The 20,304-nt window shown below is 73.3% G+C and carries 21 protein-coding genes; 8 read left to right on the top strand and 13 right to left on the bottom strand.

Annotation, left to right across the window (positions count from 1 at the left end; translation table 11 throughout):
• Nucleotides 1-2: 2 nt before the first annotated feature.
• From VFG42_RS10105 to cdd, 10 genes are all read right to left on the bottom strand, one after another.
• A complete protein-coding gene (locus VFG42_RS10105; RefSeq protein WP_324907917.1) occupies nucleotides 3-1,490 on the bottom strand; it encodes an aldehyde dehydrogenase family protein in 1,488 nt (495 codons plus the stop codon).
• 5 nt (nucleotides 1,491-1,495) lie between these two features.
• A complete protein-coding gene (gene deoC, locus VFG42_RS10100) occupies nucleotides 1,496-2,383 on the bottom strand; it encodes a deoxyribose-phosphate aldolase (protein ID WP_324907915.1) in 888 nt (295 codons plus the stop codon).
• 42 nt (nucleotides 2,384-2,425) lie between these two features.
• On the bottom strand, nucleotides 2,426-3,664 hold the full coding sequence (locus VFG42_RS10095) for an ABC transporter permease (protein WP_324907913.1): 1,239 nt from the start codon (nucleotides 3,662-3,664) through the stop codon (nucleotides 2,426-2,428).
• Entirely contained in the window at nucleotides 3,661-4,911 is a 1,251-nt protein-coding gene (locus tag VFG42_RS10090; RefSeq protein ID WP_324907911.1) for an ABC transporter permease, read from the bottom strand. The genes VFG42_RS10095 and VFG42_RS10090 overlap by 4 nt, the downstream gene beginning before the upstream one ends.
• On the bottom strand, nucleotides 4,908-6,455 hold the full coding sequence (locus tag VFG42_RS10085) for an ABC transporter ATP-binding protein (RefSeq protein ID WP_324907909.1): 1,548 nt from the start codon (nucleotides 6,453-6,455) through the stop codon (nucleotides 4,908-4,910). Before VFG42_RS10085 ends, VFG42_RS10090 begins: the two co-directional genes overlap by 4 nt.
• 32 nt (nucleotides 6,456-6,487) lie before the next feature.
• Nucleotides 6,488-7,552, bottom strand: a complete 1,065-nt coding sequence (locus VFG42_RS10080) for a BMP family ABC transporter substrate-binding protein (RefSeq protein WP_324907907.1) — start codon at nucleotides 7,550-7,552, stop codon at nucleotides 6,488-6,490.
• A gap of 75 nt (nucleotides 7,553-7,627) precedes the next feature.
• Complete coding sequence (gene add / locus VFG42_RS10075; RefSeq protein ID WP_324907904.1) at nucleotides 7,628-8,623, bottom strand: adenosine deaminase; 996 nt, start codon at nucleotides 8,621-8,623, stop codon at nucleotides 7,628-7,630.
• The gene (locus VFG42_RS10070) at nucleotides 8,620-9,930 is read right to left on the bottom strand and encodes a thymidine phosphorylase (RefSeq protein ID WP_324907902.1); all 1,311 of its coding nucleotides are present in this window, start codon (nucleotides 9,928-9,930) and stop codon (nucleotides 8,620-8,622) included. Before VFG42_RS10070 ends, add begins: the two co-directional genes overlap by 4 nt.
• On the bottom strand, nucleotides 9,930-10,769 hold the full coding sequence (locus VFG42_RS10065) for a purine-nucleoside phosphorylase (protein WP_324907900.1): 840 nt from the start codon (nucleotides 10,767-10,769) through the stop codon (nucleotides 9,930-9,932). Before VFG42_RS10065 ends, VFG42_RS10070 begins: the two co-directional genes overlap by 1 nt.
• Nucleotides 10,766-11,680, bottom strand: a complete 915-nt coding sequence (gene cdd / locus VFG42_RS10060) for a cytidine deaminase (protein ID WP_324907898.1) — start codon at nucleotides 11,678-11,680, stop codon at nucleotides 10,766-10,768. Before cdd ends, VFG42_RS10065 begins: the two co-directional genes overlap by 4 nt.
• Before the next feature lie 52 nt (nucleotides 11,681-11,732).
• Here cdd and upp point away from each other — a divergent pair, with 52 nt between their 5' ends.
• The 5 genes from upp (at nucleotide 11,733) to VFG42_RS10035 (ending at nucleotide 15,832) form a co-directional block, all read left to right on the top strand.
• On the top strand, nucleotides 11,733-12,356 hold the full coding sequence (upp, locus tag VFG42_RS10055) for a uracil phosphoribosyltransferase (RefSeq protein ID WP_324907896.1): 624 nt from the start codon (nucleotides 11,733-11,735) through the stop codon (nucleotides 12,354-12,356).
• A gap of 19 nt (nucleotides 12,357-12,375) precedes the next feature.
• The gene (locus tag VFG42_RS10050) at nucleotides 12,376-13,086 is read left to right on the top strand and encodes a TetR/AcrR family transcriptional regulator (RefSeq protein WP_324907894.1); all 711 of its coding nucleotides are present in this window, start codon (nucleotides 12,376-12,378) and stop codon (nucleotides 13,084-13,086) included.
• Nucleotides 13,083-13,721 carry an ABC transporter ATP-binding protein gene (locus VFG42_RS10045; protein WP_324907892.1) on the top strand — a complete coding sequence of 213 codons (639 nt, stop codon included), beginning with the start codon at nucleotides 13,083-13,085 and terminating at the stop codon, nucleotides 13,719-13,721. The genes VFG42_RS10050 and VFG42_RS10045 overlap by 4 nt, the downstream gene beginning before the upstream one ends.
• A complete protein-coding gene (locus tag VFG42_RS10040) occupies nucleotides 13,718-15,457 on the top strand; it encodes a YhgE/Pip family protein (RefSeq protein ID WP_324907890.1) in 1,740 nt (579 codons plus the stop codon). Before VFG42_RS10045 ends, VFG42_RS10040 begins: the two co-directional genes overlap by 4 nt.
• Nucleotides 15,458-15,565: 108 nt before the next feature.
• Nucleotides 15,566-15,832 (top strand): MerR family transcriptional regulator, encoded by a 267-nt coding sequence (locus tag VFG42_RS10035; protein ID WP_324907887.1) that lies wholly within the window; start codon nucleotides 15,566-15,568, stop codon nucleotides 15,830-15,832.
• Here the strand turns inward: VFG42_RS10035 and VFG42_RS10030 are convergent.
• Entirely contained in the window at nucleotides 15,829-16,947 is a 1,119-nt protein-coding gene (locus VFG42_RS10030; RefSeq protein ID WP_349260409.1) for a chromate transporter, read from the bottom strand. The genes VFG42_RS10035 and VFG42_RS10030 overlap by 4 nt on opposite strands.
• A gap of 44 nt (nucleotides 16,948-16,991) precedes the next feature.
• Here VFG42_RS10030 and VFG42_RS10025 point away from each other — a divergent pair, with 44 nt between their 5' ends.
• Complete coding sequence (locus tag VFG42_RS10025) at nucleotides 16,992-17,195, top strand: hypothetical protein (protein WP_324907885.1); 204 nt, start codon at nucleotides 16,992-16,994, stop codon at nucleotides 17,193-17,195.
• A 34-nt stretch (nucleotides 17,196-17,229) separates the two neighbouring features.
• Here VFG42_RS10025 and VFG42_RS10020 read toward each other — a convergent pair whose 3' ends face one another.
• On the bottom strand, nucleotides 17,230-17,532 hold the full coding sequence (locus VFG42_RS10020; RefSeq protein WP_324907883.1) for a hypothetical protein: 303 nt from the start codon (nucleotides 17,530-17,532) through the stop codon (nucleotides 17,230-17,232).
• Between the two features lie 151 nt (nucleotides 17,533-17,683).
• Between VFG42_RS10020 and VFG42_RS10015 the strand changes: the two genes are divergently transcribed.
• Together VFG42_RS10015 and VFG42_RS10010 are read left to right on the top strand one after the other, a co-directional pair.
• Nucleotides 17,684-18,133: a very short patch repair endonuclease gene (locus tag VFG42_RS10015; RefSeq protein WP_324907881.1), complete on the top strand. Its 450-nt coding sequence runs from the start codon at nucleotides 17,684-17,686 to the stop codon at nucleotides 18,131-18,133.
• A 14-nt stretch (nucleotides 18,134-18,147) separates the two neighbouring features.
• Nucleotides 18,148-19,203, top strand: coding sequence for a DNA cytosine methyltransferase (locus VFG42_RS10010; protein WP_324907879.1), 1,056 nt, complete (start codon nucleotides 18,148-18,150; stop codon nucleotides 19,201-19,203).
• Nucleotides 19,204-19,209: 6 nt separating this feature from the next.
• Here VFG42_RS10010 and VFG42_RS10005 read toward each other — a convergent pair whose 3' ends face one another.
• The gene (locus VFG42_RS10005) at nucleotides 19,210-20,130 is read right to left on the bottom strand and encodes an HNH endonuclease signature motif containing protein (RefSeq protein ID WP_324907877.1); all 921 of its coding nucleotides are present in this window, start codon (nucleotides 20,128-20,130) and stop codon (nucleotides 19,210-19,212) included.
• Between the last annotated feature and the right edge of the window lie 174 nt (nucleotides 20,131-20,304).

Here is a 20,304-nt window from a genome sequence, read left to right as displayed (position 1 = left end):
GCTCACGCCTCCTTGACGTAGGGCGCCAGGCCGGCCGGCCCGCCCTCGCGGCCGAAGCCGCTCTCCTTGAACCCGCCGAACGCCGCCGTCGGGTCGAAGTGGTTGTAGGTGTTCTGCCAGACGACCCCGGCCTGGAGCTTGGAGGTCACCTGGAAGGCCTTGGACCCCTTGTCGGTCCAGATCCCCGCGGCCAGGCCGTAGGGCGAGTTGTTGGCCTTCTCGATGGCCTCCTCGTGCGTGCGGAACGTCGTGACCGCCAGCACCGGGCCGAAGATCTCCTCGCGCGAGATGCGGTGCGCGGGCGAGGCCTCGGTGAACAGCGCCGGGGCGAACCAGAAGCCGCGCTCGGGCAGGTCGCACGCGACCTGCCGCAGCCCCGCGCCCTCCTCGACACCGGCCTGCACGAGCGCGTCGATGCGCGCCAGCTGCGCGGCGCTGTTGATCGCGCCGACGTCGGTGTTCTTGTCCAGCGGGTCGCCGACGCGCAGGTGCCCCATCCGTGCCCACAGCTTCTCGATCACCTGCTCGGCCACCGACTCCTGGACCAGCAGGCGCGAGCCCGCGCAGCAGACGTGGCCCTGGTTGAAGAAGATGCCCTGGACGATGCCCTCGACCGCCTGGTCGAGCGCGGCGTCCTCGAAGACGATGTTGGCGGACTTGCCGCCCAGCTCCAGCGTCAACCCGATGCCCTGGCCCGCCAGCGCGGCCTGGATGTCGCGGCCGACCGCGGTCGAGCCGGTGAACGCGACCTTGTCGACGTCGGCGCGCACCAGCGCGGCGCCCGCGCTCCCGTCGCCCGGGACGATGTTCACGACGCCCGGCGGCAGGTCGGCCTCCTCGATGATCTCGGCCAGCAGCAGCGCGGTCAGCGGCGTCGTGTCGGCGGGCTTGAGCACCGCGGTGTTGCCGGTCGCCAGCGCCGGCGCGAGCTTCCACGCGGCCATCAGCAACGGGAAGTTCCAGGGGATGACCTGGCCGACGACGCCGCGCGGGACCACGGAGCGCCCCGGCAAGGCGTAGGCCAGCTTGTCCGCCCAGCCCGCGTAGTAGAAGAAGTGCGCCGCGGCCAGCGGGACGTCGACGTCGCGCGACTCCTTGATCGGCTTGCCGCCGTCCAACGTCTCGACGACCGCCAGCTCCCGCGCGCGCTCCTGGATCAGCCGCGCGATCCGGAAGACGTACTTGCCGCGCTCCAGCCCGGGCAGCTTCGCCCAGCCCGCCGCCGCGCTCCGCGCGGCCGCGACGGCCCGAGCGACGTCGGCCTCCGACGCCTGCGCGACCTCGGCCAGCGGCTCCTCGGTCGCCGGGTTGATCGTGGGCGCGTAGTCGTCGGCGTCGACGAACGACCCGCCGACGAACAGCCCGTAGCGGTCGCGCAGCCGGACATGGTCGGTCGACTCCGGCGCCGGCGCGTAGTCCCAGCGGATCGGCTCGCGCGAGGCGGCCGGAGCGTGGCCGTTGGTCGCCGTGCGGTCTTCGGTCGTCGCCATGCCGTCTACTCCTTCGAGAAGTCCTCGGCGCGCCCGTAGCGGCCGGTCTGGGTCTTCGCGTACTGCATCAACAGGTCGTTGAGCACCGACGACGCGCCGATGCGCAGGCGGTCCGGCGTCAGCCACTCGTCGCCCAGCGTCTCCTTGACCAGCACGAGCACGGCCAGCGCGGCCTTGGCGTTGGAGACGCCGCCCGCCGGCTTCATCCCGACCACGCGGCCGGTGCGCTGCACGTAGTCGCGGATCGCCTCCAACATCACCAAGATGGTCCCCGGCGTCGCACCGCCGCCCGGCGCCTTGCCGGTCGAGGTCTTGATGAAGTCCGCGCCCGCGTCCATCGCGAGCATCGACGCGTGGCGGACGTGGTCGTAGGACCCCAACTCGGCGGTCTCCAGGATGACCTTCAGGTGCGCGGCGCCGCAGGCGTCCTTGATCTGCTCGATCTCCGACACGACCTGCGCGTCGTCGCCGCGCAGGTAGGCGTCGCGCGAGATCACCATGTCGATCTCGTCGGCGCCGTCGGCGACGGCCTGGCGCACCTCCTCCAGGCGCGTGGCCAGCGGCGTCTGCCCGGCCGGGAAGCCCGTGGCCACCGACGCGACGTGCACGCCCGTGCCCGCCACGGCGTCGCGTGCCGCGCCGACCATCGTCGGGTAGACGCAGACCGCCGCGCACGACGGCACCTCCGGGAGTTGCGGCGCGGGCGTGACCGCCTTGGCCGCCAGCTGCCGGACCTTGCCGGGCGTGTCGGCGCCCTCGAGCGTCGTCAGGTCGAGCATCGAGATCGCCAGCAGCAGCCCCTGCTGCTTGGCGTCGCCCTTGATCGACCGCTTGCCCAGCGCGGCCACGCGCTCGGACACCCCGACGCGGTCGACGTGGGGCAGCGTCCTCATCGCCGTCATGGGAACCAGGTTAGAGCGATCCCACGCGAGGGCCTACTTGCCCTCGCGCGTGTACGGCACGCCGTCGGCCGCCGGCGGCTTGGACGCGCCGACCAGCCCGGCGACCGCGATCAGCGTCAGCAGGTAGGGCAGCGCCTGGAAGAGCGTCGCCAGCTGCGGCGAGAACTCCGGCAGCCGCTGCGCGAGCGCGCTGGAGAAGCCGAACAGGAACGTCGCCGCCAGCAGGCCGCCCGGACGCCAGCGTCCGAAGATCAGCGCGGCCAGCGCGATGAAGCCGCGGCCCGCGGTCATGTTCTGCGAGAACGAGTGCACGAAGCCGATCGACAGGAACACGCCGCCCAGCGCGGCCAGGCCGCCCGAGGCGATCACCGCCGCGTAGCGGACGCGGAAGACCCCGATGCCGACGGTCTCCGCCGCCTTCGGGTTCTCGCCCACCGACCGCAGCCGCAGGCCGGCGCGCGTGCGGAAGACGACCAGCCACACGAGCACCACGGCCAGCAGCGAGCCCCACACCAGCAGGCTGAGCTGGTCGATCGCCTGCCCGATGAACCCGAGCGAGTCCGTGTGCAGCTTGATCTCCGGCACCGCCGGCAGGTTGTCGGGCGTGCCCTGGTCGCCGTACTCCTGGACGTACAGGTAGCCCGTCAGGCCCAGCGCGACGAAGTTCAGGCCGGTGCCCGAGACGATCTGGTCGGCGCGCAGCGAGATCGCGAAGACCGCGTGGACCGCCGCCAGCGCCATGCCGGCGAGCACGCCGATGACGATGCCGCCGACCCACGAGCCGGTCTTGTCGGCGCCGTAGGCCCCGAAGAACGCGCCCATCAACATCATGCCCTCGAGCGCGAGGTTCACGACGCCGGAGCGCTCGCTGACCAGGCCGCCGAGCGCGGCGAACGTCAGCGGCGTCGCGTAGCGCAGCATCGCGGCCAGCAGCGCGCTCCAGGAGACCACGACCTCCAGGTGCGAGACGCCCGAGCGCGACGCCGCGTAGCCGCCGAGCGCGCCGAGCACCGACGCCACGATCGCGCCGCCGCCGACGCGCTTCTCGCCGCCGCGCACGGCGACGATGCCGCAGAAGATCCCGATGACCGCCAGGACGATCGACGGCACGACCGTGCGCACCTCGAAGGGCGGCAGCGTGATGAGGAACGCGATCAGGCCGAGCGCGACGCCGCCCCAGCCGATCCAGGCCGGGGGCGTGAGCTTGCCCCGCGGTCCGTCGGCCGGCGCCCGCAGCGCGTTGGCGATGCGATCCGTCGCCGGGCTGCTCATGCCCCCGCCTCCACCGGCTCGCCGGCGGCCGCCGCGCGCCGGCGCCTCGGCCGGAGCTTGTTGTAGATCATCAAGATGAGGACGTCGGCCGAGACGAACAGCACGACCAGGCCCTGGATGACCGTCGTGAGGTTCTGGGCCAGCTCGGGCTCGAAGACCTGTGGGTCGAGGTTGCGCACCGAGGTGCCGTTGACCAACGCGCCGAACAGCAGCGCGGCCAGGCAGGTGCCGATCGCCGTGTTGCGGCCCAGCAGCGCGACCGCGATGCCCAGGAACGCCAGCTGCGTGGTCTGGATGTCGTTGGTCGCCAGGTGGAACTGCCAGCCCAGGACGTCCAGCGACCCGGCCAGGCCGGCCAGCGCGCCGCACGTGCCCATGACCAACACGTAGGTCTTGCCGACCTTGATGCCGGAGTAGCGCGCGGCCTCCGGGTTGAAGCCGACCGCCCGCGCCTCGTAGCCCTTCGTGGAGCGGTTGAGCAGCACCCAGTAGACGACCGCCGCGGCGACCGCGACGAAGATGCCGATGTGCAGGCCCTGCAGCTCCGGGTCGCCCCAGAAGACGTGCAGCTTGGCGCTCGGCACGACGTCGTTGGAGATCGGCACGTCGGGCTGCGAGGAGTTCTGCAGCGGCCCGCCGAGCGAGAAGAGGTAGACGCCCAGCCAGATCGCGATCCAGTTGAGCATGATCGTCGTGATCACCTCGTTGGCGCCCGTGAACGCGCGCAGCGCGCCCGCGATCGCCGCCCACGCCGCGCCGGCGGCGGTGGCCAGCAGCATGCACAGCACGACGTGCGGCAGGTGCGGCATCCCGGCCCACGACGAGCCGCTCCACACCGCGACGATCGACCCCACGATGTACTGGCCCTGGCCGCCGATGTTGAACAGGCCGGCGCGGAACGCGTAGCCGACGGCGAGGCCGAGCAGGATCAGCGGCCCGGTGATCAGCAGCGTCTGCTGGAGGTTGACCGCGGCGGTGTCGCGGTCGGCTCCCGACGTCCACGGGAACAGCCACTGCAGGCCGGTGCCGTCGAAGATCGCCTTGTAGGTGTCGAACGGGTTGTGCCCCGTGATGAGCACGACAAGGCCGCCGACGATGAACGCGACGACGACGGTCAGGATCGGCGCGACGACCCCGCCGGCCTTCAGCGCGGTCGTGAGGCGCGAGCCGACGGTCGCGCCCTGGCCGAGGTCGTACTCGGGCTGCTGGGACGGACCCGGCCCGCCCGGCGGCGTGACGTCGCTCATGCGCGGGCGGCCCCGCTGCCGGTCATCATCAGGCCCAGCTCCTCATCGGACGCCGTCGGCGGCAGCTCGCCGACGATGCGCCCGTCGTAGATCACGAGGAGCCGGTCCGCGAGCGCGCGGACCTCGTCCAGCTCCAACGAGAACAGCAGGATCGCGCGGCCCGCGTCGCGCTCGGCGAGCAGGCGCTTGTGCACGAACTCGATCGCGCCGACGTCCAGGCCGCGCGTGGGCTGCGCGGCGATCAAGGCCTCCGGGTTGCCGGAGATCTCGCGCGCGATGACGACCTTCTGCTGGTTGCCGCCGCTCAGCGAGCGCGCGGGCGTCGACGGCCCGCCGCCGCGCACGTCGAACTCCCTCAGGAGCTGGTGCGCGGCCCCGACGATCCGCTTCGGGTTCAGGAGGCCGAAGCGGGTGTCGCGGCGGTAGTCGTTGAGCGCCAGGTTCTCGGCCAGCGAGAAGTCGAGCACGAGGCCGCGCGCGTGGCGGTCCTCGGCGATGTGGCCGACGCCGGCCTCGCGGGCCTCGCGCGGCGTGCAGTTGGTGATGTCCTGGCCCTTGAGGCGGACGCGGCCGGAGTCGACGCCGCGCAGGCCGCTGATCGCGTCGATCAGCTCGGACTGCCCGTTGCCGTCGATGCCCGCGACCGCGACGATCTCGCCCGGCCGCACGGCCAGCGACACGCCGTCCACCGCGGGCAGGCCGCGCTCGTCGGTGACGTGCAGGTCCTCCAGCTCCAGCAGCGGCGCCTGGGACGGGTCGGCCTTCGACGGCTCCTTCTCGACGCGCAGGACGACGTCGCGGCCGACCATCATCCGCGCCAGCGACGCCTCGTCGGCGCCCGCGGTGTCGATCGTCCCGATCGTCTGGCCGCGCCGCAGCACGGTGACGCGGTCGGCGACCTCGAGGACCTCGTGCAGCTTGTGCGTGATGAAGACGACCGAGGTCCCGGCGTCGCGCAGCCCGCGCAGCACCTCGACCAGCTCGGCGGTCTCCTGCGCGGTGAGCACCGCGGTCGGCTCGTCGAGCACGAGGATCTTCGCGCCGCGATCCAGCGCGCGCAGGATCTCCACGCGCTGCTGCATCCCGACCGAGATGTCCGAGACGCGCGCGTCGGGGTCGACCCGCAGGCCGTACCGCTCCGACAGCTCGCGCGTGCGCCGCCGGGCGCCCGCGACGTCGAGCAGGCCGCGCTTGGCCTTGCCCTCGTTGCCGAGGACCAGGTTCTCGGCCACGGTCATGACCGGGATCAGCATGAAGTGCTGGAAGACCATGCCGATGCCGTGGTCCATCGCCTCGCGGGGCGAGCCGATCGACACGGCCTGGCCGTCGACGAGGATCTCGCCCTCGTCGGGCGTCAGCATGCCGTAGACCACGTTCATCAGCGTGGACTTGCCGGCGCCGTTCTCCCCCAGCAGGGCGTGGATCTCCCCACGCCGCAGCTGGAGGTCGACGGCGTCGTTGGCCGTCAGGGCGCCGAAGCGCTTGGTGATGCCGCGGAGCTCGAGCGCGAGGCCCGCGGCACCGGATGCGTCAGGTGGCGTCACGATGTGCGCCAGGGTACGGCGTCAGACCGGTCTTACTTGACCGTGTCCGGCGGGGTGACCGAGCCGTCCTTCAGCTTGGCCGTCTGCGCGTCGATCTCGGACTGGTACTTCGCTCCCGCCGCGCTGATCTTGCCCAGGCCCGCGCCGTCGTTGGACACGTCGAACGTCGTGTTGACGCCGCCCGTGAACTTGTCGTCCTGGACCTGCTTGACCGTGTCGAGCACCGCGACGTCGACCTTCTTGATGGCCGAGGTCAGGATGTACGAGCCGAGGTAGGCCTGGTCGGCGTCGACGCCGATGCCCTGCTTGCCCTTCTCCTTGGCGGCGTCCAGCGCGCCGAGGCCACACTGGCCGGCGACCTGGAAGACGACGCCCGAGCCCTGTGCGATCTGGTTCAGCGCGATCTCCTTGCACTTCGCCTGGTCGACGAAGTCCTGGGAGTAGGCGTTGAGCGTCTTGATCGACGGGTCGGCGGCCTTGGCGCCGGCCTGGTAGCCGGCGATGTAGTGGTCGACCGGCGGGATCTTCTGACCGCCGACCGAGGACACGACCTTGATGTTGTTGTCCTTGGCGTAGAGGCCGGCCAGGTAGCCCGCCAGGTAGCCGGACTGCTGCTCCTTGAAGAGCAGGCCCTCGACGTTCTTGGGCTTGCCCTTGAGCGTCGTCGCGTCGACGTCGATGATCGCGAACTTGGTGTTCGGGAACTTCTTGGCGACCGTGTCGACCGCGTCGGCCATCAGGAAGCCGACGCCGATGACGAGGTCGTACTTCTGCTGGGCCAGCGTGGACAGGTTGGGGACGTAGTCCGCGTTGGACTTCGACGTCAGGACCCGGCCGTCGACGCCCAGCTGGGACTGCGCGTCCTGGAGGCCCTTGTTGGCCAGGGCGTTGAACGAGCGGTCGTTGAGGCCGCCGATGTCGGTGACCAGGCCCACCTTGATCTTGGGACCGGTGGAGGCCTGGGTGGACGCGGCGGTGCTGCTGCCGGACGACGACGACTTGTTGTCGTTGTCGCTGCTGCCGCAGCCGGCCGCGAGGATGAGAACGCCGGCGGCGCCGATGGCGGCGATGGCCTGGCGGGTGGAACGTGCGCGCACTTGCGAGGATCTCCCTCTGGGGTTGAACGGGACTGCGGAGGGACAGTGCGACCGACCCTTGGCCGCCGCGAGAACTTACAGATCCGCGCGGCGGTCTGGTCGGTTGACCACACCTTCTGTGTCCGAGAAGGCCGCATTCAGCGCGGTTTCGGTGATCCGGCGGAGGTCGTCGAGGTCGCATCCGAGACGTTCGTGCGCCAATTCGTATTCCCGACCGATGGTCGTGCCGAAGTACGGTGGATCGTCTGATCCCAACGTGACCGGGACGCCGGCGTCCCGCAGACGGCCCAACGGGTGCTCCTCGTAGGAGCCGAAGACGCCGAGCACGACGTTCGAGGTCGGGCAGACCTCCAACACGATCTGACGGTGCGCGAGCTCTGACACCAGGTCCGGGTCCTCGACCGCCCTAACACCGTGAGAAATTCGCACGACGCCGGGGAGCTCCAGCGCGGCGCGGATCGACTCGGGGCCCGCGTGCTCGCCCGCGTGGACCGAGCAGCCCAGGCCCGCCTCGTGCGCGATCGCGAACGCGCGGGCGTAGTCGGAGGCCGGGAAGTTGGCCTCGTCGCCCGCCATGTTGAAGCCCACGACGTAGGGATGGTCCAGCGCCACCGTGCGCCGGGCGACGTCCTCGCAGTCGGCCACGCCGAAGTTGCGCACGATCGAGGAGATGATCCGGCCGGTGATGCCGTGGTCGCGCCGGGCGTCGTCGATGCCCTGGGCGATGCCCGCGAGGTGCTCGTCGTCGGGCAGGCCGACGTTCTTGCCGTGGTCGAGGCTGGCGATCAGCTCGACGTAGACCACGCCCTCGGCCGCGCACGCGGCCAGGTACTCGTAGGTGACGTCGCGGTAGTCGGCGCCGGTCCGGATCGCCGAGGCCGCGATGTCGTAGGACTGCAAGAAGTGCAGGAAGTCGTTCCAACGGAACGTCCCGTCGGGGTTGAACAGCCGCTCCTCGGGCAGCGCGACGCCGTTGCGGGCCGCCAGGCGGCGGATGAGGTCCGGCGTGGCGGTGCCCTCGAGGTGGACGTGCAGCTCGGCCTTGGGGACGGCGGCGACGTCGGGCTTCATCGCAGGACCTCCGCGACGACGGGGCGGGAGTCGGACCCGCCCGCCCCGGCGTCGCCCACGGCGATCGCCGCGCGCACCGCGGCCTCCGCCGCGTCGGCCGCGTCCTCGTCGCGCGCGTGGACGACCGCCAGCGGCCGGCCGCCGCGTCCGACCGCCGCGCCCGGTCCGGCGACGTCGGCCAGGCCGACCGCCGGGTCGATCGCGTCGGACTCGACCTTGCGCCCGCCGCCCAGCTCCATGACGACCAGGCCGAGCGCGCGGGTGTCGTGCGCGGTGACGATCCCTTCGGCCTCGGCGTGGACCTCGCGCACGACCGGCGCGGTCTCCAGGTGGGCGTCCGGGCGGTCCATGATGTCGCTCGGGCCGCCCAGCGCGGCGACCATCGCGCCGAAGCGCTCGGCGGCGGCGCCGGAGCGCAGCGCGGCCTCGGGGTCGGCGTCGCCCAGGCCGCCGAGGTCCAGCAGCGCGCGCGTGAGCTGGAGCGTGACGTCCATCAGCCGCGGGTCGGCGCCGTCCGGATCGGTCAGCATCGCGATCGACTCGCGGACCTCCAGCGCGTTGCCCGCGGTGCGGCCGAGCACCTGGTTCATGTCGGTCATCAGCGCGACCGTCGGCAGGCCGGCGGCGACCGCGACGTCCACGAGCGCGCGGGCCAGCGCGCGGGCGTCGTCGTAGTCGGCCATGAACGCGCCGTTGCCGTGCTTGACGTCCATCACCAGCCCGCCGAGGCCGGCGGCGAGCTTCTTGGACAGGATCGAGGAGACGATCAGCGGGATCGCCTCGACCGAGCCGGTCGCGTCGCGGATGCCGTAGAGCTTGCGGTCGGCGGGCGCGAGGTCGTCGGTCTGGCCGCCGATCGCGCAGCCGACCTCGCGGACGACCCGGGCCATCGTCGCCGCGTCCGGCGTCGCGTCGTAGCCGGGGATCGTCTCCAGCTTGTCCAGCGTGCCGCCGGTGTGGCCGAGGCCGCGGCCGGAGATCATCGGCGTCGCGCCGCCGCACGCGGCGATCAGCGGCGCGAGGATCAGCGACACCTTGTCCCCCACGCCGCCGGTCGAGTGCTTGTCGAGCACCGGGCGGTCGACGTCGGACCAGTCCAGGACCGTGCCGCTGTCGCGCATGCCGAGCGTGAACGCGGGCAGCTCGTCGGCGTCCAGGCCGCGGAAGAAGACCGCCATCGCAAACGCCGCGCACTGGGCGTCGGAGAGCGTGCCGTCGCCGATGCCGGTGGCGATGAACCGCAGCTCGTCGGCGGTGAGCGTGCCGCCGTCGCGCTTGGCGCGCAGCAGCTCCTTGACCGCGCGCATCAGGCGAGGTCCTTGACGAAGCGGCGCAGGACGCGCTGGAGCTTCTCGGCGGCGCGCGCCGCGTTCTGGAGCGTGTGCTCGTGGGTCAGCACCTCGGCGCCCAGCCCCTCCGCGAGGTTGGTGATCGCGCTGACCGCCGCGACCCGCAGGCCGCAGTGGCGGGCGACGAGCACCTCGGGCACCGTCGACATCCCGACCGCGTCGGCGCCGAGCACCTTGAACGCGCGGATCTCGGCGGGCGTCTCGAACGACGGCCCGGCGACCGCGAGGTAGACGCCCTCGTGCAGGTCGATCCCCTCGGCCTCGGCGGCGGCGTGCAGCGCCGTGCGCAGGTCGAGGTCGTAGGCGTCGCCGAGGCCGACGAAGCGCGGGCCGATCGCGTCGTCGTTGGGCCCCATCAGCGGGTTGGCGCCCATCAGGTTGATGTGGTCGTTCAAGGCCATCAACTCGCCCGGGCCGGCCTCCGGGTTCAGCGACCCGGCGGCGTTGGTCAGCACGAGCGTCTCGGCGCCGAGCGCGCGGACGGTCCGCGTCGGGACCGCGAGGTCGCTCGCGGGGATCCCCTCGTAGAGGTGGGCGCGGCCCTGCAGGACGACGACCGGCGTGCCCTCCAGCGTCCCGAGCACCAGGCGCCCGGCGTGGCCGACGACCGAGCCGACCGGGAAGCCGGGCAGGTCGGCGTAGGGGATCGCGGTCGCGTGCTCGACGCTGTCGGCCAGGCCGCCGAGGCCGGAGCCCAGGACGAGGCCCAGGCGCGGCGCGACGAACGCGTCGCCCGCGGCCTCGCGGACGGCGTCGGCGGCCGCGGTGGTCAGGGTCTTGGCGCGGGTGTCGCTCACTTCTGCGCTTCCTCCAGGTCGAACGCGTAGGGCAGCAGGTCGGCGAGCGTGACGGTCTTGCGCACGCCCTCCGGCCCGGCGAGGTGGATCGGCGTGTCGGCGTCGGCGAACTCCGACAGCCGCTGGCGGCAGCCGCCGCAGGGCACGATGAGCGCGGTGTCGCCCATCACGACGGCCTCCTCGATGCGGTGGCCGCCGGCGGTCACCAGCGCGCCGATCGCCGACGCCTCCGCGCAGTTGCCCTGCGGGTAGGCGCCGTTCTCGACGTTGGCGCCGAAGTGCAGCGCGCCGGCCTCGTCGCGCAGCGCGACGCCGACGTGGAAGTTCGAGTAGGGCGCGTAGGCGCGCTCCATCGCTCGGCGCGCGAGCGACACCATGCGGTCGGTCGCCGCGCCCCGGGCGAGCAGCAGCGCGGCGTAGCCCTGGGCGACGACGTCCTCGTCGCCCATGTCGAGGGCCGCGCGCAGCTCCGCGACCTTGCGGTGCTCGTCGGAGAGGTCGGAGCCCGCCGGGGCCACGGCCTCCAGCTCGACCCACGTGCCCAGCCCCTCGACGCGGTCGAGGTGGATGCGCACGTCCTCCCACAGCAGCAGGCGGCGGCGCTTCTCCACCACGACGACCGTGCCCAGCGACGCGTCCAGCGCGGCGGCCAGCGCGGCCGGGTCGGGCACGTCGACCAAGTGATAGGCGCTGGTCCGCGCGGTCGCGGCGTCGGCGCGCGCGTAGGCGATCAGCGTCGCGCCGTCGTCCTCCTCGCGCAGCTTCAGCCGCCCTTCGCGCGCCGCGAAGTACGTGTCCTTCTGGCGCAGCACGCCCTGGTCGACGGCCCCGTGGCCGAGCGCGGCGGCCAGCGTCGCCTCCGGGTCGCGGTCGCGGGCCTTCAGCTCGACGTTGCGTCTGGGTGCGTCCATCTCGCCGGGCCAAGCTACACGGTCCTCCGCATGGTCTACGGTTGCGCCCTAGATGGAAGGTCTCCGTGTCGTCGACCACCCCGTGATGGCCCGCGCCATCACCGAGCTGCGCGCCGCGACGACGAGCCGCAAGGCGTTTCGCGCCGCGATGGCCGACGCGTCGTCGATGCTCGCCTACGAGGCGCTGCGCGACGTGCCGACGCGCGCGGTCGAGGTCCAGACGCCGCTGGAGAAGACCACCGGGCTGCGGCCGGCGCCGGTCATGGTCGTCGCGGTGCTGCGCGCCGGGCTGGGCATGGTCGACGGCTTCCTGCGCTACGTGCCCAGCGCGTCGGTCGGCCACCTCGGCATGCGGCGCAACGAGGAGACGCTGCAGCCCGAGGACTACTACGAGTCGCTGCCCGAGGGCATCGAGACCTCGACGGTCTTCGTGGTCGACCCGATGCTCGCCACCGGCGGCAGCGCCACCGCGGCGCTGCACCGGATGCGGACCAACGGCGCGCACGACCTCCGGCTGGTGTCGCTGATCGCCGCGCCCGAGGGCGTCGAGGCGGTGCGCGCGGCCCATCCCGAGGTGCCGATCCTCACGGGCGTGCTGGACCGCGGCCTGGACGAGCGCGGCTACATCCGGCCCGGTCTGGGCGACGCCGGCGACCGCCTGTTCGGAACCGACTAGGACAGGGCATCTCCGCGCCATGAGCCCAGAGCACGAGCCCGCCGTGCCGTCGCCGCTGCCGCTCTCGGGCGGCGGGGCCGTCACGCAGCAGCTGCCCAAGGGGCGGCACGGGCTGTCGCGCGCGTTCATCGCCTCCAACCAGCGCGAGCGGCTGCTGGACGCGATCGCCAACGTCGTGGCCGAGAAGGGCTACGCGTCGACGCGCGTGGCGGACATCACCGAGTACGCCGGCGTCTCGCGCAAGACGTTCTACGAGCTGTTCAGCGACAAGGAAGACTGCTTCCTGGCCGCCTACGACGCGATCTCCGCGCTCCTGATGGACCGCATGGCCAAGGGCCTGGCGGCCGTGGCCGACGAGCCGTGGGAGCAGCAGGTCAGCGCGCTGCTGGGCGAGTTCTTGAGGTTCTTGGCCGCCGAGCCCGCGTTCGCGCGGATGTGCATCGTCGAGGTGCTGGGCTCGGGGCCGCGCGGCCTGGCCAAGCGCGACGCGACGATCGAGGCGTTCTTCCCGGTCGTCGACCAGATCCCGCGCGCGCAGGCGGGCGCCGAGAAGTACCTGTCGGAGCTGACGCCGGTGTTCGTGACCGGCGGGATCCTCGAAGTGGTCTACGCCGCGATCCGGCGCGGCGACACCGCGCGGCTGCCGGAGCTGGAGGAGGACCTGACGCGCCTGGCGTTCCGCGCGTACCTGTACCACAAGGAGTGGGAGACGATGCGGCGGGAGCCGTGAGCGACGCGCCCGAACCGCCGCCGCCCCCGCCGCCGGTCGTCGTCGCCGACGACCTGCTGGCCACCGGCCCGCGCGGGGTGGTGTTCGGGCCCGTGTCGCTGCGCGCGGGTCCGGGCGAGGTCGTCGCGCTGACCGGCCCGGGCGGCAGCGGGCGGACGTCGTTGTTGTTGGCCTTGGCCGGGCGCTACGCCCTGGCCGGCGGGACGCTGGCCGTCGCGGGCGCGACGGCGCCGCGCGAGATCCGGGGCAGGGTCGCCGTCGCGCGCGCCGACGCGCTGCTGGACCTCGACGAGCTGTGGACGGTCGGCGAGGCGGTCGCGCAGCGCGCGCTGCTGTCGGGCGGCGCGCCCGCGCGCGTCGCGGAGCCCGAGGCGGTGCCGCTGCACGCGCTGAGCGCGGTGCGGCGCGCGCTGCTGGACGTCGCGCTGGCGGCGAGCGAGCGGCGGCCGGTGCTCGTCATGGACGACGTCGACCGCGGGCTGGTGCCCGAGGACGAGGAGCGCGTGTGGCGCGCGCTGGCGGCGCTGGGCGACGTCGCGGTGATCGGCGTGACGACCGACGCCCGACCGGCGCGCGCGGCGGGCGCGACGGTGGTGTCGTTGGCCCCCGGCGCGAGCGAGGTGGCCGCGCCGTGACCGCGCTGCGCCTCGCGCTCTACGAGCTGCGGCGCTTCCGCGGCTCGCTGCGGCGCGCGGGCCTGGCGTTCCTGCTGATCGTCCCGTCGCTCTACGCGGGCGTGTACCTGTGGTCGAGCTGGAACCCCTACGGGCACCTGAAGAAGATCCCGGTCGCGGTCGTCAACGAGGACCGGCCGGTCACCGCCCAGGGCAAGTCCGTGCACGCGGGCCAGGACTTCGTCGCCCAGCTGAAGGCGTCGCGGCAGTTCGACTGGCACTTCGTCGACGCCGACCGGGCGCACAGCGGGCTGAAGTCCGGCGACTACCTGTTCACGATCACGGTGCCGGAGGACTTCTCCTCGCGGCTGTCCAGCGTGGCGTCCGGCCCCCCGGAGCGGGCGCGGCTGGACATCGAGCTGGACGACGCCAACAACTACATCGTGGGCATCATCGCCGCCACCGCGCGCAGCGAGCTGCAGTCGCAGGTCAACGCGGCGGCGCAGAGCGCGTACGTCGAGGCGACGCTCGGATCGCTGACCGAGCTGCGCTCGCAGCTCAAGGAGGCGGCCGACGGCGCGGGGCAGCTGCGCGACGGCGCCAAGGAGCTGCACACGGGAGCGCGCAAGCTGTCGTCCGGGCTGGCGACGCTGCAATCCGGCGCGGGCGACCTGACCGACGGCGCCGACCAGGTCGCGGGCGGCACGCAGGAGCTGGCCGACACCGCCGACGCCGCGTCGCGGGCGGCCGCCGACGTGCGCTCGCGCGCGAAGGCCGCGGTCGCCGCGCTGCTGGCCGCGCATCCCGACCTGGCCGACGACCCGGCGGTCAGGCGGCTGCGGTCCTCGTCGCAGGCGACCAACCAGCAGCTCGACGCCGCGGTCAAGAAGATCGACCAGCTGAACACGGGCGCCCACCAGGTCGCGAGCGGCGCCAAGAAGCTCGAGTCCGGGATCGGCGACGCGCACGACGGCGCCAAGTCGTTGTCCTCGGGCGCGAGCAGGCTCCAGTCGGGCGCCGGCACGTTGGCCACCAAGTTGCGGCAGGGCTACAAGAAGATCCCGTCGCCGAGCGCCGCGGACCGCTCGCGCGACGCCGACGTGCTCGCCAACCCGGTGACCGTCGCGACCTCCAACCTGCACCCGGCGGGCGTCTACGGGCGCGGCGTCGCGCCGTTCTTCCTGTCGATCGGACTGTGGGTCTTCGGCCTCGTGGCCTACATCCTGCTGCGGCCGGTGGGCGGCGAGGCGCTGGCCTCGACGCTGCCGTCGCGCACGGTGGCGGTCGGCGCGTGGCTGCCGGCGGCGCTGGTCGGCGCCGGCGCGGCGACCGTCATGTTCGGGGTCCTGGAGGCGCTGCTGGGGCTGCACGCCGACCGGCCGCTGCTGTTGTTGGGGTTGCTGTGGCTGACCGTGCTCGCGTTCACCGCGATCGTGCACGCGCTGCGGCTGGCGCTCGGCGCGGTCGGCGAGGTGGTGGTGTTGATCCTGCTGGTGCTCCAGCTCGGCGGCGCGGGCGGCCTGTACCCGCTGCAGATCGCGCCCGGCTTCTTCGACGTCATCCACCCGATCCTGCCGATGACCTACACCATCGACGCCTTCCGCCACGCGATCTCCGGCGGCGAGCCCGGCGTCCTGACGCGCGACCTGGTCGTGACCGTCGCGTTCCTGCTCGGCGCGCTGGCCGTGGCGACGTGGGCGGTCTCGCGCCAACGGGTGTGGACGATCGGGCGCCTGCGGCCCGAGCTGGAGGTCTAGCGCGCCGTTCGACCCGCGCGTCGGGCTCATGCCGGCCGGCCGTATCCACGTCCAGGACCGCGTCGGCGCGCACTATCATGCGCAAGCTTCGCACACGATAAGGGTCCCTTGAGCAGAATCACGGAGGAGCAGCTGACGGTGGCCGAGATCGCCCGCCGCGCGGGCGTCGCGGTCTCGCACGTCCGGTACTACGAGCGCGCCGGGCTCCTGCCCGTGGGCGTGCGGCGGCCCGGGCGGCCGACGCGCTACCCGGCGTGCGTGGTCGAGCGCATCCGCGTGATCGGCGAGGTGCGCGAGGCCGGGCTGACGCTGGCCGAGATCCGGGAGCTGTGGGAGCTGCCGGCGCTGCGCGTCGACCGGCCCCACGACGGCTAGGCGAGGGCGTGGACCAGCGCGCCCGCGATGCCGGCGGCCACCAGCACCCCGACGACGCCGCGCCGGAGCGCCAGCAGCGCGACCGCCGCGGCGGCCAGGATCGCCGCCTGCCAGCCGTGGTCGAGCGCGAGCGCGAGCGGGACCGCCGAGCCGAGGATCGCGCCGAGCGCCGCGGGCGCGGCGCCGTCGATGAACGCGCGGACGTCGCGGTTGGCCAGCAGCCCGTGAAAGCGGTCGGCGCCGACCAGGATGAACAGGAACGACGGCGAGAACGCGACGAGCGCGGCGAGCAGCCCGGCGCCGACGCCGCCGACCGCGTAGCCGACGACCGCGATCGTCTGGACGACCGGCCCGGGCGTGACCTGGCCGAGCGCGACCGCGTTGAGAAACTGGGCGTCGGTCATCCAGTGGTGGGCGTCGACCGCGTCGCCCCGCATGAGCGGGATGATCACGAAGCCGCCGCCGTAGGAGAGCGCGCCGACCTTCAGCGCGGTCCACGACAGGCCGCTGCCGAGGACCGCGGCCGCCGGCAGGACGGCGACCAGCGCGGTCCGGCGGCGCGCCGCCAGCGACACCGCGCCGCACCCGAGCAGCACGAGGACCAGCCACGGGCCGATCGTCGCGGCGGCCAGCCCGCCGATGGCGACGAGCAGCAGCAGCGTCGGGCGCCGTCCTTCCTCCCCGCCGCGCCGCCAGCTCGGGCCGATGAGGTCCAGGCCCGCGCGGACCGCGACCGCCGCGACCGCGGCCCCCGCGCCGAGGCCCGCGCCCTTCAGCGCCCGCGGCGGGTCGTCGGCGAGGAAGAGCGCGGCGAGCGCCAGGATCAGGATCAGGCCGGGGACGATGAAGCAGAGGCCGCCGACCAGCGCGCCGAGGCGGCCGCGCAGGCGGTTGGCGCAGTAGATCGACAGCTGCGTCGAGGCCGGGCCGGGCAGCAGGTTGACGGCCGCGATCGCGTCCTCGAAGTCCTGGGCCGGGATCCACGCGCGCCGGTCCACGCACAGCTCGCGCAGCAGCGCGATGTGGGCCGGCGGGCCGCCGAACCCGACGCACCCGATCCGTCCCCACTCGCGGGCGATGGTCGTCAGGGGGACAGATGTTGAGGAAGTCTTCAGGCTGCGCCCATCAGGTCTTGAGCAACGCGGTCGATGATCCTTGCATGGACTCGGAGCTCACCCTCGACCAGGCACGAGAGATTCACAGCCTGCGCCTGCGCCATCCCGGCGCCGAGGTCCGCGTCCACGAGCGCCCGTGGGGCGTGCTCGTCGAGGTGCGACGCCGCGGCCACGTCGTGACGCTGGAGCGCTTCGAGTTCGGGACCGGCGCGGTCGTCCACGACGCGCCGATCCGGATGGCGGCCTGAGGCCGCCGCGACCGCCGCGGCCGCGGGGTTCGCCCTACTGCTCCAGCCGCTCGATCGCGCGGATCAGCAGCCAGGCGCAGACCTCCTGGGAGGACATGGCGAACCCGTCGCGCGGCAGCAGCGCGACGACCTCGCGCTCGAACGCCGCCGCCGTCGCCTCCCGCGGACGGTGACCGGTCGCGTCCGACAGCAGCGCGACCGCCAGCGCCGCGTCGCTGCCGCACTCCCAATGCGCGGTCAGGGTCCCCGCGGGGTCGACGACGTCGACGCTCACCGGCCCACCCGGCACGTCCCAGCCGGCGATGTACATCCGCCCCGGCTCGTCCAGCGCCGTCACGCGCGGACGGCACGCCGTCCGGCGCGCGGGCACCCTCAGCTTCACCGGCCTCTGGCACGCGCTCCGTCGTCTGGTCATGGACGCAGCTTGCGCCGCGTTCCTGAAGGGGATCGAAGGCGTGCCTGAGCGATCCCTGAGAGGCTTGTCGACGATGTCCTCCGAGCGCCCCACCCCGGCGGATGAGAGCGTGCGCCGCCGGATGTCGCGACAGGCGCGACGCGACACGGGGCCCGAGCTCGCGCTGCGGCGCGAGCTGCACCGCCGCGGGCTGCGCTACCGCGTGGCGGTCCGGCCGATCCGCGAGCTGCGCGGGTCGGCGGACATCGTGTTCTCCCGCGCGCGCGTGGCCGTCTACGTGGACGGGTGCTTCTGGCACATGTGCCCGCGGCACTCGACGATGCCCGCCAACAACGCCTGCTGGTGGCGCGCCAAGCTGGAGGGCAACCGCGACCGGGACCGCCGCACGGACGCCCTCCTGGAGGCCAACGGCTGGCACGTCGTCCGGGTCTGGGAGCACGAGGACGCGATCGAGGCGGCCGACCGCGTGGAGATCGCGGTCCGGACCGCGCTCGCGAGCGCCGGCGTCCGACGCCACCCGTAGCTTTCCGGGCCCACATGTCGCGCTTCCGTCCCTCGCCGTTCACCCTGATGGACCTCTTCGCCGGCTGCGGCGGGATGACGCGCGGCTTCGAGGACACCGGCCGGTTCCGCTCGGTCTTCGCCGTCGAGTGGGACGCCGCGGCCGCCGAGACCTACCGCCGCAACTTCGGCGACCACGTCCTGGCCGGGGACATCAAGGACGTCGAGGAGTTCCCGAGCGCCGACGTCGTCATCGGCGGCCCGCCGTGCCAGGGCTTCTCGCCGCTGAACATGGCGGGCGTGGGCCTGGAGCGGCGCGAGCTGTGGCGCGAGTACCTGCGCGCGCTGGACGAGGCGCAGCCGTCGATGTTCGTGATGGAGAACGTGCCGGAGCTGCTGCGCTCGGCCGAGTACCAGGAGTTCGCCGACGCGGCGCGCGAGCGCGGGTACGAGGTCGACGCCCGGATCCTCAACGCGGCGGACTACGGCGTGCCGCAGCGCCGTCGGCGGGCCATCGCGATCGGCAGCCGCATCGGCGCCCCGGCCTTCCCGGAGCGGACGCACTTCCCGCCGGACGCGGTCGGCCTCGGCGGCACGGCGTGGCGCACGTTCCGCGACGCGGTCGAGGGCCTGCCCCTGACGCCCGACGAGAAGAACTGGCACAACTCGCGCAACCCGCGCCCGGTCAGCCTGGAGCGCTACCGGACGATCCCGGGCGAGGGCGAGGGCCGCTTCCACCTCGCCGAGCGCCGGCCCGACATCACGCCCAACTGCTGGCTGCGCAAGAAGACCGGCTCGACCGACGTCTTCGGCCGCCTGTGGTGGGACCGTCCGGCGTTCACGATCCGGACCGAGTTCTTCAAGCCCGAGAAGGGCCGCTACCTGCACCCCAGCGAGCACCGCCCGATCACCGTGCGCGAGGCCGCCCGCTGCATGACGTTCCCCGACGACTTCGAGCTTCCCGCCGACCAGCCGATGACGACGGTCGCCAAGCAGGTCGGCAACGCGGTCCCGCCGCTGCTGGCCCAGCGCATCGCCGAGACGCTGCTCGTCCAGCTCGAGGCGGCCGACCGCGAGCTGATCGCGGCGTAGGCCCGCTCAGGCCCCGCGGGCGCGGCGCTTGCGCTCCTGGAGGGCGGCGCTCTCGCGCAGGTGGTCGCTGTGGCAGAGCGTGATCAGGTTGTCCATGTCGTGCCGCGCGGCGACGGGCACGTCGGAGAGGTCGTCGGCGATGGCGACCTTGTGGTGGACCTCGAGGTAGAAGCGCAGGTCGCCGGCGGCCTCGGCCTTGGCGCGGTCGCGGCGGCAGATCTGGCAGGTGTAGGCGTCGCGGACGAAGACGCGGTGGCGCAGGTCCTCCGGGTACATGCGCTGGGAGGCGTCGCGGCGGTCGGCGGGATCGGTCGACAGCAGCCGGTACTCGCCGGGCGCCAGCGTCGGGTCGTCGACGTGCGACAGGATCGGCCAGCCGTGCTCGTCGCGCAGCTCGCGGACGCGGCGGCTGCCCTCGGCGATCTTGGCGACGAGGTCGATCTGCTTGCGCGTGACGACCGTGCCGACGGTGGCCTCGAGGTACCTCTCGATGCGGCTGCGCGCCGACCCCGGCAGGTTGCTGATCGTGTTGGCCAGCGCCCACTGCTCGGCGCGCTCCCTGTTCGGCACGGCGCTCCGCAGGCGGTACGCGCTGTCGCCGACCTCGACGATGTCGTAGCCGTCCTCGACCCGCAGCTCGCGGACGCGGCGCGCCCACTCCTGGATGCCGCCGATCGCCTTCAGCTCCGCGCCGGTGACGACCTCGTCGACGTGCGCGAGCAGGAAGTCGCGGATCTTGACCTTGGCCCCCGCGCCCCGCGCCGCCCGCCGCTTGGGCCCGAAGAGGTCGAGCTTGACGCGCGCGAGCATCGCGGCGACCTCGTCGAGGTCCCGCGCGGCCGCGCTGCCCTGGCGCACGTCGTCGGCCAGCGCGCCGACCCGCGCCGCGATCGTGTCGAGCCGAGCAGCCGTCTCCTCCGGCGCCATGTCGGAAGCGTACAAGAACGCTCACCAAGAAAGCGACGTACCGTCCCGGAAGGACCCGGCCGCTCGGCCCCGCGTCCGCCGGCGGACGCGCCGCGACGGACGCGCCGCGCCGCCCATGTCGGTCATCTGGCCGACAGCACCGCGAACGCCAACCGGACGCCAGTACTCGCCGGA

This window comes from Baekduia sp. (assembly GCF_035685985.1).
Taxonomy (GTDB): Bacteria; Actinomycetota; Thermoleophilia; order Solirubrobacterales; family Solirubrobacteraceae; genus Baekduia.
This window is presented reverse-complemented; position numbering and strand designations above follow the sequence as displayed.

Excerpts from the sequence above, each read along its gene's own strand:
- VFG42_RS10105 (WP_324907917.1), bottom strand. The coding sequence starts at position 1,490 with ATGGCGACGACCGAAGACCGCACGGCGACCAACGGCCACGCTCCGGCC.
- deoC (WP_324907915.1), bottom strand. The coding sequence starts at position 2,383 with ATGAGGACGCTGCCCCACGTCGACCGCGTCGGGGTGTCCGAGCGCGTG.
- VFG42_RS10095 (WP_324907913.1), bottom strand. The coding sequence starts at position 3,664 with ATGAGCAGCCCGGCGACGGATCGCATCGCCAACGCGCTGCGGGCGCCG.
- VFG42_RS10090 (WP_324907911.1), bottom strand. The coding sequence starts at position 4,911 with ATGAGCGACGTCACGCCGCCGGGCGGGCCGGGTCCGTCCCAGCAGCCC.
- add (WP_324907904.1), bottom strand. The coding sequence starts at position 8,623 with ATGAAGCCCGACGTCGCCGCCGTCCCCAAGGCCGAGCTGCACGTCCAC.
- VFG42_RS10070 (WP_324907902.1), bottom strand. The coding sequence starts at position 9,930 with ATGCGCGCGGTCAAGGAGCTGCTGCGCGCCAAGCGCGACGGCGGCACG.
- cdd (WP_324907898.1), bottom strand. The coding sequence starts at position 11,680 with ATGGACGCACCCAGACGCAACGTCGAGCTGAAGGCCCGCGACCGCGAC.
- upp (WP_324907896.1), top strand. The coding sequence starts at position 11,733 with ATGGAAGGTCTCCGTGTCGTCGACCACCCCGTGATGGCCCGCGCCATC.
- VFG42_RS10050 (WP_324907894.1), top strand. The coding sequence starts at position 12,376 with ATGAGCCCAGAGCACGAGCCCGCCGTGCCGTCGCCGCTGCCGCTCTCG.
- VFG42_RS10025 (WP_324907885.1), top strand. The coding sequence starts at position 16,992 with ATGGACTCGGAGCTCACCCTCGACCAGGCACGAGAGATTCACAGCCTG.
- VFG42_RS10015 (WP_324907881.1), top strand. The coding sequence starts at position 17,684 with ATGTCCTCCGAGCGCCCCACCCCGGCGGATGAGAGCGTGCGCCGCCGG.
- VFG42_RS10010 (WP_324907879.1), top strand. The coding sequence starts at position 18,148 with ATGTCGCGCTTCCGTCCCTCGCCGTTCACCCTGATGGACCTCTTCGCC.
- VFG42_RS10005 (WP_324907877.1), bottom strand. The coding sequence starts at position 20,130 with ATGGCGCCGGAGGAGACGGCTGCTCGGCTCGACACGATCGCGGCGCGG.